This is a genomic window from Sorangium aterium, from assembly GCF_028368935.1.
GTDB classification, from domain to species: Bacteria; Myxococcota_A; Polyangia; order Polyangiales; family Polyangiaceae; genus Sorangium; species Sorangium atrum.
In genome coordinates this window covers 1,000,618-1,015,619 of the sequence record NZ_JAQNDK010000006.1, presented here as the reverse complement: position 1 = coordinate 1,015,619, position 15,002 = coordinate 1,000,618, and the positions used below count along the sequence as shown (strand labels likewise).

8 protein-coding genes are annotated in these 15,002 nt (G+C 67.5%); 4 read left to right on the top strand and 4 right to left on the bottom strand.

The genetic code is table 11. From position 1 onward, the window contains the following. Positions 1 to 82: 82 nt before the first annotated feature. The 4 genes from POL72_RS47760 (at position 83) to POL72_RS47745 (ending at position 7,431) form a co-directional block, all read left to right on the top strand. Positions 83 to 1,600, top strand: a complete 1,518-nt coding sequence (locus POL72_RS47760) for a 3' terminal RNA ribose 2'-O-methyltransferase Hen1 (protein WP_272103807.1) — start codon at positions 83 to 85, stop codon at positions 1,598 to 1,600. Continuing rightward, a complete protein-coding gene (locus POL72_RS47755; RefSeq protein WP_272103806.1) occupies positions 1,597 to 4,164 on the top strand; it encodes a polynucleotide kinase-phosphatase in 2,568 nt (855 codons plus the stop codon). The genes POL72_RS47760 and POL72_RS47755 overlap by 4 nt, the downstream gene beginning before the upstream one ends. A 138-nt stretch (positions 4,165 to 4,302) precedes the next feature. After that, positions 4,303 to 5,835 carry a sigma 54-interacting transcriptional regulator gene (locus POL72_RS47750; RefSeq protein ID WP_272103805.1) on the top strand — a complete coding sequence of 511 codons (1,533 nt, stop codon included), beginning with the start codon at positions 4,303 to 4,305 and terminating at the stop codon, positions 5,833 to 5,835. Between the two features lie 519 nt (positions 5,836 to 6,354). Then, complete coding sequence (locus tag POL72_RS47745) at positions 6,355 to 7,431, top strand: helix-turn-helix transcriptional regulator (protein ID WP_272103804.1); 1,077 nt, start codon at positions 6,355 to 6,357, stop codon at positions 7,429 to 7,431. Here POL72_RS47745 and POL72_RS47740 read toward each other — a convergent pair. The 4 genes from POL72_RS47740 to POL72_RS47730 form a co-directional block, all read right to left on the bottom strand. Next, a complete protein-coding gene (locus tag POL72_RS47740) occupies positions 7,403 to 8,203 on the bottom strand; it encodes an iron-containing redox enzyme family protein (RefSeq protein WP_272103803.1) in 801 nt (266 codons plus the stop codon). The genes POL72_RS47745 and POL72_RS47740 overlap by 29 nt on opposite strands. A 37-nt stretch (positions 8,204 to 8,240) precedes the next feature. After that, positions 8,241 to 9,038 carry a GNAT family N-acetyltransferase gene (locus tag POL72_RS47735; RefSeq protein ID WP_272103802.1) on the bottom strand — a complete coding sequence of 266 codons (798 nt, stop codon included), beginning with the start codon at positions 9,036 to 9,038 and terminating at the stop codon, positions 8,241 to 8,243. A gap of 787 nt (positions 9,039 to 9,825) precedes the next feature. After that, on the bottom strand, positions 9,826 to 10,197 hold the full coding sequence (locus tag POL72_RS52115; protein ID WP_373372336.1) for a CAP domain-containing protein: 372 nt from the start codon (positions 10,195 to 10,197) through the stop codon (positions 9,826 to 9,828). Positions 10,198 to 10,465: 268 nt separating this feature from the next. Then, entirely contained in the window at positions 10,466 to 13,834 is a 3,369-nt protein-coding gene (locus POL72_RS47730; protein WP_272103801.1) for a carboxypeptidase-like regulatory domain-containing protein, read from the bottom strand. Between the last annotated feature and the right edge of the window lie 1,168 nt (positions 13,835 to 15,002).

Here is a 15,002-nt window from a genome sequence, read left to right as displayed (position 1 = left end):
GGGAGCGGCGCTCGCCGCGCGGCGGGCGCACAGCGGCCGCGATTGTGGCGAGTCGCTCCGCTCACGTAGACTGCGGCCCCCGATGCTCCTCACGCTCACCACCACGCACAGGCCGGCGACCGATCTTGGCTACCTGCTCGTCAAGAACCCTGCGTACACGCAGTCGTTCCCGCTGTCGTTCGGCAAGGCGCACGTGTTCTATCCCGAGGCGACCGAGGAGCGGTGCACCGCGGCGCTGCTGCTCGACGTCGACCCCGTGGACCTCGTGCGCGGGCGCGGCGCGGGCGAGCCCGGGACGCTCGCGCAGTACGTGAACGACCGGCCCTACGTCGCCTCGTCGTTCCTCTCGGTGGCGATCGCGCAGGTCTTCGGCTCGGCGCTCGGCGGCAAGTGCCGCGACCGCCCGGAGCTCGCCGACGCGCCGATCCCGCTCTCCGCCACGATCGAGGCGCTGCCGTGCCGCGGCGGAGAGGCGCTGCTCCGGCGGCTCTTCGAGCCGCTGGGCTACGAGATCGCGGCCGAGCGCCTCCCGCTCGACGAGACGTTCCCGGAGTGGGGCCAGAGCGCGTACCTGCGCGTCTCGCTCGCGAGGACGTGCCGGCTCAGGGAGCTGCTCGCGCACCTCTACGTGCTCGTGCCCGTGCTCGACGACAAGAAGCACTACTACGTGGGCGACGCCGAGGTCGACAACCTCCTCGCCAAGGGCAAGGGGTGGCTCGCCGAGCACCCGGAGCGCGAGGCGATCGCGCTCCGCTACCTCAAGCACAGCCGGCCGCTCTTCCGGGCCGCGCTCGCGCGGCTCGTGGCCGACGACGAGGCGAGCCCCGAGGAGGCCGAGGACGAGAAGGCCGCGCCCGAGGACCGCGGCGAGGCGCGGATGAGCCTCGACGAGGCGCGGCGCGAGGCCGTGGTCGCGGCGCTCCGCCGGGCCGAGGCGAGGAGCGTGCTCGACCTCGGCTGCGGCGAGGGCAAGCTGCTGAAGCGCCTCGTCGACGAGCGCGTCTTCGAGCGCGTGGCGGGCGCCGACGTCTCGATGCGCAGCCTCGAGATCGCCAGGAACCGGCTGCGCCTCGACGACCTGCCCGACAAGCAGCGGCGGCGCATCCAGCTCTTCCAGGCGTCGGTCACCTACCGCGACGCGCGCTTCTCGGGCTACGACGCCGCGACCCTCGTCGAGGTCATCGAGCACGTGGACCTCTCGCGGCTCGGCGCGCTCACGCGCAGCGTCTTCGAGCACGCGCGGCCGCGCGTCGTCCTCGTGACCACCCCGAACGCCGAGTACAACGCGCTGTTCGAGGGGCTCCCGCGCGGCGCGCTCCGCCACGGCGACCACCGCTTCGAGTGGACGCGCGCCGAGTTCCACGCCTTCTGCGAGGGGGTCGCGGCCGCGCACGGCTACGCCGTCGAGCACCTGCCCATCGGCCCGATGGATCCCTCGCTCGGCGCGCCGACGCAGATGGCGATCTTCACGCGCGAGGGCGGCGGGGGCAGCGCGGGCGGCGCCGGCAGCACCAACGGCGCGGGCGGCGGAGAGGCCCAGGGCGGCGGCGCGGGCGGCGCGGGCGGCGCCCTCGCGCAGGCGACGGAGGTGGCGTCGTGAGCGAGCAGGCCCCCCTCATCGTCCCTTCCCTCTCGCTGGTCGTGCTCGTCGGCGCGTCCGGCTCCGGCAAGAGCACGTTCGCGAGGGCGCACTTCAAGCCGACCGAGATCCTCTCGTCGGACCACTACCGCGGCGTCGTGTCCGACGACGAGAACGACCAGGCCGCCAGCGCGGCCGCCTTCGAGGTGCTGCACTTCATCGCGGGCAAGCGGCTCGCGTCGGGGCGGCTCGCCGTTGTCGACGCGACCAACGTGCAGGCGGACGCGCGCAGGCCGCTCGTCGCGCTCGCGCGCGAGCACCACGTGCTGCCGGTGGCCATCGTGCTCGACATGCCGGAGAAGCTCTGCCACGCGCGCAACGCCGGCCGGCCGGACCGGCAGTTCGGCCCCCACGTCGTGCGGGGCCAGAGCCGCGAGCTGCGCCGCTCGCTCAAGGAGCTCCGGCGCGAGGGCTTCCGCTACGTGCACGTGCTCTCCTCGCCCGAGGAGGTGGCGGCGGCCACGATCGAGCGGCAGCGCCTGTGGACCGACCGCCGCGACGAGCGCGGGCCGTTCGACATCATCGGCGACGTCCACGGCTGCTTCGACGAGCTGGTCGAGCTGCTCGAGGCGCTCGGCTACAAGCTGGAGGGGCTGCCGGACGCGCCGCGCGCGTCGCACCCCGAGGGCCGGCGCGCGATCTTCCTCGGCGACCTCGTGGACCGCGGGCCGCGCTCGCCCGACGTGCTGCGCCTCGCGATGGCGATGGTCGAGTCGGGCGCCGCGCTCTGCGTGCCCGGCAACCACGACGTGAAGCTGCTGAAGAAGCTGCGCGGGCGCGACGTGAAGCCGACGCACGGGCTCGAGCGGACGCTCGAGCAGCTCGAGGCGGAGACGGACGCGTTCAAGGCGAAGGCGGCGGACTTCATCGACGGGCTCGTCAGCCACTACGTGCTCGACGACGGCAACCTCGCGGTCGCGCACGCGGGGGTGAAGGAGGCGTTCCAGGGCCGTGGCTCGGGCGCGGTGCGCGAGTTCTGCCTGTACGGCGAGACCACGGGCGAGACCGACGAGTACGGCCTGCCCGTGCGGTACAACTGGGCCTCGGAGTACCGCGGCAAGGCGATGGTGGTCTACGGCCACACGCCGACGACGGTGGCCGAGTGGGAGAACCGCACGATCTGCATCGACACGGGGTGCGTGTTCGGCGGCGCGCTCACGGCGCTCCGCTACCCGGAGCGCGAGCTCGTCGAGGTCAAGGCGCGCCGCGTGTACTACGAGCCCGCGAAGCCGCTCGCGCCGCTCGCGGGCGAGCCGAAGGCCGGATCGCGCGGGCAGGCCTACGACGTGCTCGACATCGACGACGTGCGCGGCCGGCGCGCGATCCGGACGCGGGTGCACGGCATGGTGACGATCCGCGAGGAGAACGCGGCGGCGGCGCTCGAGGCGATGAGCCGCTTCGCCGTGGATCCTCGGTGGCTCATCTACCTGCCGCCGACGATGTCGCCGAGCGAGACGTCGAAGGACGGGGGCCTGCTCGAGCACCCGCGCGAGGCGTTCGCGTACTTCCGGCAGAACGGCGTGGGCCGCGTGGTCTGCGAGGAGAAGCACATGGGGTCGCGCGCGGTGCTCGTCGTGTGCCGCGACGAGACCGCGCGGCGGCGGCGGTTCCGCCTCGACGAGGGGCCGCTCGGCGTGTGCACGACGCGCACGGGCAGGCCGTTCTTCTCGGACGAGGCGCGGAGCCGGGAGCTCATCGACCGGGTGCGGGCGGCGATGGATCGGGCGGATCTGTGGGCCGAGCTGCGCACGGACTGGGTCTGCCTCGACGCGGAGCTCCTGCCCTGGTCGGCGAAGGCCCAGGATCTCCTGCGCGGCCAGTACGCCGCCGTCGGCTCGTCGGGCCGCGCGTCGCTCGACGCGACGGTGCGCGCGCTGGAGAAGGCCGCCGCGCGCGACGAGAGCGCGCGGGTGCTGCTCGAGCGCCACGCGGCCCGGAAGGCGGCGATGGACGGGTACGTGGCGGCCTACCGGCGCTACTGCTGGCCGGTGCGGTCGCTGGCGGACCTCCGCCTGGCGCCGTTCCACCTGCTCGCGAGCGAGGGCGCGGTGCACGCGGCGCGGGACCACGGCTTCCACCTGCGGCAGCTCGCGCGGCTCGCCGAGGTCGATCCGGCGTTCTTCGTGGAGACCCCGCACCGCGTGGTCGACCTCTCGGACCCGCAGAGCGAGGCGCAGGCGGTGGCCTTCTGGACGGAGATGGTCGAGCGCGGCGGCGAGGGCATGGTGGTGAAGTCGTGGGAGTGGGTGGTCCGCGGCCCGCGCGGGCTCGTCCAGCCGGCGATCAAGTGCCGCGGGCCGGAGTACCTGCGCATCATCTACGGGCCGGAGTACCTGATGCCGCAGCACCTCGCGCGGCTGCGGAGCCGCAGCGTGTCAGGGAAGCGCGCGCTCGCGCTGCGGGAGTACGCGCTCGGCCTGGAGGCGCTCCACCGCTTCGTGGAGGGCGAGCCGCTCCACCGCGTGCACGAGTGTGTGTTCGGGGTGCTGGCGCTGGAGAGCGAGCCGATCGATCCGCGGCTGTGACGGGGGTCGGCCAGACGCCTGGCTATCCATCGCCAGACGTCTGGCTGTCCATGGCCAGACGCCCGGCCGTCCCCTTTACGCCGGGACAGATATCGCCTCCTCAGGCGGGACTACCTGGATGAGGAGGCGAAATCCTCCTTGACGTGTAGGGTAAGAACCACCTCTGGACCGCCCTACCCCCGAAATATTGTCCCCTCGGCATGCTGGCTGGCACGCTTGTACCTGCGCCCCCGCCCCGGCCAGCATGGCATCGCTCCGTCCAGGTCCGCCGGCGAACAACCGGCGGATCGGCTCGCTCCTTCCATGTCCCGCTCCGATGACGGCACCATCACCGCTCAGCCACCCGCAGACCGGCTGATGCTGCGCTCCAACAAGATCCGCGTGGAGATCGTCCACGGGCCCGACGCCGGGTCTGTCATCGAGCTCCCCGGTCCCGAGGCGAGGGTCGGAAGCGATGCCGGTTGCGATCTTCAGCTCAAGGACCGGAAGGTCAGCCGGCAGCACCTTGTTTTGCGCATCGAGCGGGACCGGATCCGCGTCATCGATCCCGGCAGCCGCAACGGGACGACCGTGGATGGCGTCCAGGTACGCGACGCCTACGCGCGGCCCGACTCGTCGATCACGATCGGGAGCTCGGCTCTACGGCTCCGGATGCTGAGCACGATCGTGGAGCTGCCGATATCCACGCGGGATCGATTCGGCGGCCTGCTCGGCAGGAGCGTCGCCATGCGCCGGCTCTTCGCGGTTCTGGAGCGCGTGGCGCCCACGGACACCACGCTGCTCATCGAAGGGGAGAGCGGCACCGGCAAAGAGCTCGCCGCGCGCGGAGTCCACGAGGCGAGCACGCGGGCGGACGGGCCGTTCGTCGTCTTCGATTGCTCGACGGCATCGTCGACGCTGCTCGAAAGCGAACTCTTCGGGCACAAGAAGGGCGCGTTCACCGGCGCCCTGGACGACCGCGTGGGGATGTTCGAGGAAGCCGACGGTGGCACGCTCTTCCTGGACGAGCTCGGGGAGCTCCCTCCAGATTTACAGCCCAAGCTGCTTCGAGTGCTGGAGAGCGGTGAGGTGCGGCGCGTCGGTTCGAACAAGCCGCGCCGCGTGGACGTGCGGGTGATCGCCGCAACAAACCGTTCGCTGGCCCGCGCGGTCGACCTGGGTGCATTCCGGGAGGATCTCTACTACCGCCTCGCCGTGGTGCCGATCCGCCTCCCCCCACTCCGCGAGCGGCTCGAAGACATCCCGCTCCTGGTGCGGCACCTGGAGCAGCAACTGGCCAGCCGTATCCCCGGCGCTGCGCCGCTCTCTGAGCACGTCGTCAGCCTGTTCGGCGAGCAGTCGTGGCATGGCAACGTAAGGGAGCTACGCAATGCGGTGGCGCGTGCTCTGGCGCTTGGCGCGCCGGCACCTGCCGGCTCGGAGGCGCAGCCGCCTTCGGGTTCCGGTGATTCTGGTGGGCTCGACGTGCGGCTCGACGAGCCGCTGCTCGCCGGCCGGAGCCGCGTCGCAAGGGAGTACGAGAAGGCCTATATGGAACTCGCGCTCAAGCAGACCGGGGGCAACGTGTCGCAGGCCGCGGAGCTGGCGGGGATCGGGAGGAAGTTCGCCTATACGCTGATCCAGCGGTTCGGGTTGCGCGAAAGCGTCGAAGGGTCGTCGGAGCCGATTTGATGGTTGAAGACCAGGGCATCACCGTACACGTTTGCAGGGTCATGGGACCATCTCGGGACGCCGCGGACAGGTTCTGAGACGGAGTACCGCTTCCGACGACATGGGTCACCGTTGGAAGGACGGCCCGTTCGGTCAGGAGTCGAGCGCAGCCGCCAGCCGCGGCGCGATATGACCCCTCTTCCAGCGCTTCAGGCTGTGCGCGACGTCCCATTCCGGACGCGGGACGGAAGGAGCTACGTTGCGGGGATCGCCGCAGCGGAATTCCGGGTGGACGGAACGGGTGATTTGAAGAAGCGCACCGTCGCAATGCGAGGGCCGCTCGCCCCCGGCTGGCCGGGCCAGAAAAGAAAGGACATCGCGCATGGGAACCGGCCCGGACATGACGGCTGTGCGCCAGACGGATCGGCCAGAGGAGCCTCGATCGCCAACTCCCAGACCGCTGGACCGGTCGCGTCGCGTACTCCTTTAGTGGTACGCACGAGGTTGGAGAGCCGCGCTTTCGGGTATTCTCCACCCCCGATGCGAGCCTCCATTCACCTGACGGCGCGGGAGCAGCGGATCACGTGGGAACTCCTCGAAATCCTGCACAGCTCCTTGGATCTCCACGAAGTCCTGCGCGGGGCGTACGGCGCGCTCTGCCAGTTGGTGCCGGCGGATCACGGCGCGCTCTGCGTCTCGCTCCCCGGGGATCCTACGGCGTACGACTGGGCCGTCGCCGATCTGCCTCCGGAGCTCTTCGCGGGATACGCCGAGCTCGCGCGGCACGACTTCGTCCGGAGCGCGGTCATCGCGCGGCCGAACGTGGTGCTGCGCGACAGCGAGATGCTACCCCGCAGGTCCATCGAGGGCAGCGTGATGTACCGGCGCAGCCGGGAGCTCGGGATGCGATTGGAGCAGGCCATGGCGGTCCTGCTCGCGGTCGAGCCGGGCTGGCACGGCGGGATCACCCTCTACCGCGATCGACGTCGCCCGTTCTCGGACCGTGACCGGGCCCTCCTGCACCGCCTTGCCCCTTCTATCGCGGCCGCGACGCGAAGCTGCCGGCGCTTTGGAGATTCGGTGCGGCGCGGCGACGCGCTGGAGGCGGCGCTTCGCCGCGAGGGCATCGAGGTCCTGGTGGTCGCCCCGCCTGCGTCCGTGCTCGCGCGCAGCGCGGAGGCCGAGGCGCTGCTCGAGCGCTGGTTCACGGCTGTGGAGCGGAGCGCCGGTGCTCTCCCGGTACCGCTTGCTGGCGCGCTCGGTGCCGCCGCGGCAGAACCTGCTGCGGGCGCCTGGGCTGCCCCCTGGGTGCGACGCACATCGCGCGGCGAGCTGCGCGCCGACTTTGTGCCGTTCGTCGATCGGGGGCGGACGTTCTGGGTGGTCGAGCTGCGCGAGGCAGCGGTTGCAGCGGCTCCTGCTGCGTGGAGAGGACGCCTGACAGACCGGCAGGTCGAGGTGGCGGAGCGCGTGATGCGCGGCTGGGACAACGCGCTGATCGCCGAGGATCTCGGGTGCGCGCAAGCGACCGTCAAGAAGCACCTGCAGCGGGTCTACGACGCGCTGGGGGTGCCGAGCCGGACAGCGCTCATGGCTTATGCGGCGCAGCGGTGCTGAGTCGGCCCGGCGCCGCCCGCTTCGCCACCGCCATGATGGGTGAGGCCGCGGTCAGCAAGGCCGCGCCGGCCAGCGCGCCGGCAATCATGTCCGGATAGACCGTCCGCGTGACCCGCGCCGACAGGAGGATGGCCTCCCGCGCCTCCGGCCCGGGGATCGTCGCGAGCAGCTCCGCGAGCTCACGCACATGTCCCTCGTCGGCGTCGGCGTGCCCCCGCAGGAACCGCACCGCGCCCTCGATGCCCAGGATCCCGGCGCGTGCCACAAGACGCGCGGCGGCGTCTCCAGCGCGGTGGGCCGATAGCGCCTCCAGCACATACGCCGTGCCCAGGAATGCCTCGGGCGCGCCCGCCTCGGCGGTGTAGCGGCTCCAGGCGATATAGGCCTGTGTCGCCGGCGCGGGCTCGGCGCGCATCACCACCTCCGGGTCGCGCCCGAGGGCGGCGAGATCATCGAGGGCCCATTGCTCGTGCCCGGACTCCTCCTCCGCCTTGCGGAGCAGGAGGGCCGCGAGAACGGCTCGTCCGTCCGCACCACGCGCCTCGCCCGGGCCTCCGATGCACGTGGCCGCGAGCCGCGCGCCGGCGTAGGCACACAAAGGGCGGGTCCAGCGCACGTAGTGATAGATCTGCTCGAGGAAGGCTATGTACTCCGTGGCTGTCGTGGTGCCGTCATACAGCCGGCGGGCTGCAGGATCTGCGTCCAGGCGGATGACCAGGGCCGCGACCTCTTGATCGAGGGTGGTGATCCAGTCCGTTGTTTCGGTTGCCATCGTGTTCCTCCGTTCGAAATGGATGGGTCGCATTCGCTCACGCGGCATTGCGCGTCACGGGTGTGGTCCTCACGGGTCGCGGCGCCCTCGCCTGCTCCTCCACCGAGGCGAACAGGGGCATGGCGAACCGGCGGAAGCGGCCGTCGTAGCGCGCTGGACCGATGAAACGCGCGGCCATCCGGCGAGTGAACGCACCGAGCGGCCGGGGAAGCTGCAACGCGGCGAGATCGCCGGCGCGGGCCCACGCGCGCTCCTCCTCACCATAGAAGGGGAAGCCCGGTGAGGTCGGCGGGAGGTCGCCGCCGAGCGGGGAGACCCGGACCCGGGGGCTCACGAGCCCGAGCGCGGCGGCCAGCTGGAGCATGATCGCGGCGTCCCCGGCATGGTCGGTCTCTGCGTTCACCGCGGCGATCCAGTGCGTGATGCCGCGACGGTGGCTCTCCTCGACCATGGCCGCATGGAGCGCCTCCAAGGCGCCGCTGCTCCGATGCTGCGAAAGGATGCAGAAGCGGGTGACCTCCGCGAGCGAGAGCCCCGGGAGCTTGAGGGCACCGAGATCGAACCTGGATTCGAGGTCCACCCCGAGACGGACGCCGCGGGCGCACGCAACCTCCGGATTGGGCAGCAGCAGCCGGGTGGTCGCGATGGGCTGACTCTCCGCGTAGGCGACGAAATGGAGCGTGGTGTCCAGGGTGTCGTACGGGTCCACCTCACGCGGTGCAGCGGGGGCGGCCGCGAGGAGATCGAGCTCCCGGCCAAAGACGGCCCAGCGGACGCGAAGCGCGTCGTCGAGATCCTTGCGTGTATGCGCAATACGGCATTGAATCGAGGTCATGTTCGGCTCCTCCGGCCCGGTGCGCAGGCATTCTGGGAAGGGTTGCGGGCTCGCAGCGCCATCGAAGGCTCGCTCCGGCGGGAGCTCGCAGCGTGTGCAGCGGGTCATCGCAATGGGCGTGCCGTAGGATCCGTCGGGGACTGGGCGCAATCTTTAGGCGAGGGCGTCCAGAAATGGCTCCAGCTGGAAACACGAGGGACTGCGGGAGGGCCGCACGTGGCTCCGGCAGGAAACAGCGCTGGGTGAGGTGATCCAGGTGGCCGGTGACCGTGGCCAGTCGGCGCTGCCGGTGCTCACTTCCTCACGTTTCGACGCCGCGACGGCCTGCGCTCCTGGCGAGGTGGCGCGCGACGGTGGGGTGTGCGAGCCCTCGCCGAGCGGCCCGGCCGAGGTCGCCCTGGAGACGGGCGTGGGCCAGCCGGTGGGGGTGCCGCCGGACGCGCCCTTGCCCGCCCGGACAGCTTGCGGTGGAGGCCGGCCGATACCTGCCGGCCGGGGTTGACGCCGGAGGCGTGCACAGAGGGCGTCACCGCCGATGGGGACCGCGGACAACGTCCTGCTCCGGGGTCCGAGCGGCGTCGGCTAGACGATGCTCGCCCAGAGCCTCGGCACGCTCGCGCTCCAGCGCGGCTACACCGTGCGGTTCACAACACTATCGGCCGCGCTCGTGGATCTTCTCAAGTAGGAGCCGCTGCCGGCCCTCAAGCGACAGCTGCGGACGAGACGTGTCTCTGTGCTGCGATGGAGGTGATACGATCCCACCAGGCGCGAGCTCTGCAAGCTTGACCTAGGGGCCAGAGGCTTGTCCCTCCGCTCCAAGCATAAGCGTCCAGTAGTTCCGGCCCCTCGCGCTGACTGCGCGCCCAGCACCCCCGAGCCGGTACCTGTCGGATGCCATCGCTTCGCAATGTTCCGGGCTCGCGAGCCATGCGGAGATGACGTCGGCTACCGTGGCCTGTCCCCACGCTAGGTTCTCGCCGACGATACCGCGAAAACCTGCTTGACCTGCTCGCTCGAGCGGACCATCCCCGTCGGGGTTCCGGTGGGAGAAGAAGCCGCGGATCGACATGTCCTCGGCCTGACGCCGCGCAGTACAACCCAGACTTGGTGACGCCTCAATCGGGAATTTTGGCTCGAATGTTGAGGTGGGGCACGACATCCCGCTTTTACGCAAACGGTTGACCTCGGCAAGCAACTCACCTTCGATCGCGGTCTGGTGATTATCTGACGCGCAGAAATCGGCATCGGGCTCGCCGCCAACAGACGATGATTCTTCCGCGTGACACGACCCGAGCACGATCACAGTCGCTGCCAAGCTTGCTTGGCAAGCCAGACGAGCTCCTCCGTGCAAAAGACGCGCAGAAAGCGCCCGAAACACAGATCGCTCCGCTGCCGCAATGTAGCATTCACGTCGCATATACTATCACCTAGCGCCGCTCATTCACCATCCTGAGCACGACGCGCGCCCAGTCACCTCTCTCGTCAGTATTTTCCACTTTAAAGTCGGAGGTGACCGGCACGCAGCTTCCATCACACGGCGCCACGACGAAGCTGCGGTTCTGATTGCCATCCTCGTCATCGGAGCCACAGCTCACTCCTTCATACAATCTAGCATGCACATCGGCATTCACACCCACATTGTCGTACATAAGCTCACAATCAATGTCGATCTCGAGGCGCACTTCGCCGGCAACGCACCGGGACCAAGAAACCGTGTCCTCACGATGGTACGGATCGACAAGACACTCCTCACCGAGCACGAAACGGTCGCTCTCCAGATCGAAGACATCGTCGTCCTCGATCTCTATGTCACCCGAAAGCGTCACACGACGCATGTTTTCCGGCCTCACATTCGGGAGCGTAATTTCTTGCGCGCCTGAAACGTTCCGAAACGCGAGCTGAATGTCTGCAGTATCGCCGCCGAATCGTTCGCCGTTGTAGAGATGGATCGAGACGGTGCCGCCGCAACCCGCTGGCGCCGCGCACGCGGCGATGGGACCGACTGCCTTCCGGTCAGCGACGTCGTTTGTGCCACAATTTCTCCCCTCCCTCATCACAGTCTCAATGGTGACGTCAACAGTCTCGTTATCATCTCGAATATCGCAATGGGCAATAATTTCGACAACCAGCTCGCCTCCCACGCACATGCGGGTGCCCGGGATTGCCGTGGTGGCACTTCGCTGGAGCGGACTCACCTCACATGCTCCCAGAAGCGCAAAATCTCCCACTTCATTGGCACGAACCGCCTCGTGATCGACGAGGTGAGCAGTCCCCGAGAACTCGACGCGTCGACTGTGCAGCTTGAGCGTCGGTGGAGGGATAGCGCGCTCGACTTCGAGAACAAACTCCACGGATGTATCTGCGTCCGCCGCAACCGTGATTCGCTCGACGTCGATGAGGTGATCGCAAAGGTCGGAACCGTCCGGAGGACATGGCTGCGAATGGTCCGCGCGCAGCACAGATTTCTCTGCACGTACCTCGAAAATCCCTGCAGGTACTGCTCGAATGTCGAACTCACCCAGAGCGCTCGAGCCATCGTCTTTGCCCGCCACCGTGATTGTCGCTCCCTGGACCGGAGTACCGTCAGCGAACTTCACCGTTCCGCTCACGGATCCAGTACCGCCGGACGGGGCCCATCGATAGATTCGTCGATAATCGGCCGATCGATAGATGAGGAGCTCCTCATCACCGAAGACCCCCCCAGTGTCGGGCCCATCCCAGAACCGAAAGTCGTCGGGACTCACCGCGACACCGGCACCGGGACTTTCATAGTCGCGGCTTTGGGCTCCATCTTCACCACATTGGTCGCTCCCGAAGCAGTTCGTAAACTGCGAAGCGATATCGTCCGCCTGATCCGTAAATACGTTAAATACACCAAATCCCCCCTGCGCGGCTTTGACACTATTGTAGGTCGACGAATATATCTGCATGGCGCCTTCTCGGCGGTCCGATTCAGAGTAGAGATAGAGGCCATCAACGATACCTCCATCCGTCGGAGGGGCCGCCGCCCCGCGCCTCACGTCAGCGTCTTCGAGTTGATTCGTCCCCTCCAGATTGACGCCGACCGACTTGAGCGCGTGCCAGATAAAGCTAGTGGACACCTGAGCAATCTCGCCGTCCGTCGGGCCGACATAGTTCCCTCCGTCGAAGTTGCCATCCGGTCCAAAAGCGATGTTTGCCTGGGTGTAGGCGAAGAATCGATAATGTGACTGTACGCCCGCAGCAAAATCCGCGGCAGCATGAAGCTGGCTGCGGATCGAAGAGTCCGCTCCTGGCGGCGGACGAATAACGATCGGAGGATTGAGAGCCGCGTCGCCTTGACACTGGGTTCCAGAAGCGCGAAATCCGCTAACTTTCCACACCTTCCCGTCTGGATCGATCTCCGGGCGCCCGTTGAACGCAGCGTTTACGGAGGCGTGAACAGCGCCGGGCCATCCATAGCGAAGTATGTTTTCATCCATGTTTTTCCTAAGGCCATGCCCGACGGAGTCGATTATGCGTCCGGGTTCAACTGTCGTGTGACTGAGCGCGTAGTAATTACGAGTCATGATCCCTTCGTGCGTATATGTCTGACGCGGAAGGAGTACGCGAAACAGCTGACCGATCGGACCGCAGCCCGCCACGATAAAGATGTCGCCCTTGAGTGCATTGCGAATGAGCGGCGGCGTAACCGTCCAGTCTTCCGTGGCCTGACATGATATCCCGGCCTCTGGGGGCGCCTGCTCCGGGTCGCATCGTGCGCCAAGCGTGCCGCCCGCCTGCAGTGCGCCGGCATCGATGTCGCCGATGCCAGGCGGTTCACCGATGTAGTCCTGCTGCCACAGTCGCTCCAGGTCGCGCTCGTTCAGGTGGTCGCGATCGGAGACGAGCCCCGAAGAAGCAACGTAGTTCAGGACGTTCCGAAGCCCTGGATTATTGACCTGTGCTGTAAATAGCCCAGGCTCTGGGGTCTCGAAGTGCACTGCTACGCGGGCTGCGACACCACTGCCGGTCGAGCCCTCGAATAGCAATGTCACTGCACAGACGTTGCTTCCGAACTGCGTATTATCGAGCACCAACTCCTGCGAAGTCGTTCCGTTCGAGGCGACAGTGAGCGCCTCCCCCGTGGAAAACGTGCCAATACGCCATGCGCTGGGATCCTCTCCGATAGTGACAGGATCCAGATCAGGATCACAGAAGTGTCGCTGAAGCCGTCTAGTTCGAAGCGTGAGTGGCGTGGGCTCAAGATTGGAGATCGTGAACGAACCCCGTAGCGCTCGGCCATCTCTCACCATGCGTTCGTTTGCGACGACCGGCGGCCGGACAAACCCGCGCACACGGGTTTCGGCGTAGAAGTTCGACATAGTTACTGTCTTTGGGGTTACGATGTCTTCATGACCATCACGTCTAATCTTGAGCACGGCGTCGAATGAAAGGGTTTCGGTCGTTGCATCCAGCGAGCTCAGGTAGGAATGCTCGATGTACGGCACGTTAGTCTCTTCGGTTGTGCCGTCGCCAAAGTCCCAGAGAAAGCGCCGGCTCGGGCCGGGAAAGTCCGCCGCGTTCAGAACACGAAAATTTGTCAGATACGGCGAATATGGGCTCACGTCCACTGAAAGCCGAGCGTGTGTGGCAGCTTCCGCGCACTCGCGCACATCGATTCGGACGGTCTGTCCGGAAGCCATGCCGTTGAAAAATGCGCTGGCGCGAATGAGGTACTCGCCTGGAGAAGGGAACTGAAACACGCGTTTGGCGCCGGGAATGCCGTTGAGCGAGACCCACGGCGCGCTCTCTGCGAGCCCATCGACGTGGGCCATCGCCGCCTCAACGGTAAAAGGCTCGTTGACGCAAGGTGTCGCATTTGTGACGTGGACGTCCTCAATGAACGACGGCGGAGAACTATCCTGTCCTGATGACTCCGGGGGGGGTGTACTACATGCGCCAACGACGAACGATACGGCAGTTGACGCGAGCGCGACCAGTCGATCTGAGTGGGGCCGACCGAAGTGCGCCTGCCTTGGTCGAATCTTGCTAATGCCGGGAGTTGGGATCCGGCTGCTCGGTGTCCGGTGGCTCGCAGACTGATCGACAATTGCGAGGCAGATGCGACGCAGCAAGAGAGCGACGTAGCCATGTGCAGTACTTTGGGTGTCGACGTGTATGAGAGTCATATCATCTCGTTCTCCTTCCCTTGTGACATTGTACGGCTGAGATGCAGCGCGACGAGCATGGCTCGTGCGGCGCCACGCCCAGGGAGTGCCAGCAAAGCCATCGACAAGTCTTCTTAATTCTACTTAGAACCCATTCCAGCAGGCCGGCCGCGCGCCAGGTGATGACCCGCAGACGACGCCCGCGGGGACGCCCGACGCCTCCGTCAGCACGCTACGCTTGGCACCCCTCTTGGGCCGATCGGTGGGGTTGGGGCCAGTTATCTTTCCCCGAGCGGGGACCTTGGTCATTGCCCCGTCCATCGCCGTTCCAGTCGATACCGATGAGCTCATCGTATTCCAGCAACCCGCTCGCGTCCGCACCGCCATCGGACGGAGGCAGCGCCAGTTGCGCGCGGCGGACATCCGAGGCGCACCCTGGCGCACAGCCCGGGATGAGCGCGCTCAGCAGAACTCCCCTCGTTCGTGGCCATCCTGGCGTCACTACGGCGTGATTTTCTCTGGGATCCGGTGCTCCGCCCGCCTCCAGCACGCGCCGTTCGGAAGCAGGAGAGCCTTGCACGAGCCCCCTCCGATGCGGCATAGACGATTCGGTTATGCTGAGGACGGGCAAACCAGCTCGCGCATTAGGCGTGCGGCAATCCGTGCTCGATGGCCCAGCATGGATCCGCGAACGGGCAACGTGAATACCACTTTTGTGGTAGTGCGCCGTGGCGTGCCGGCAGGTTAGCGTTTTCGGCGTGGTTATCAGGCACACCGTCCGCCTTCTTGCCATGACAACAGCGCAACGCAAGGGACGACTTCTGGATATGAATCG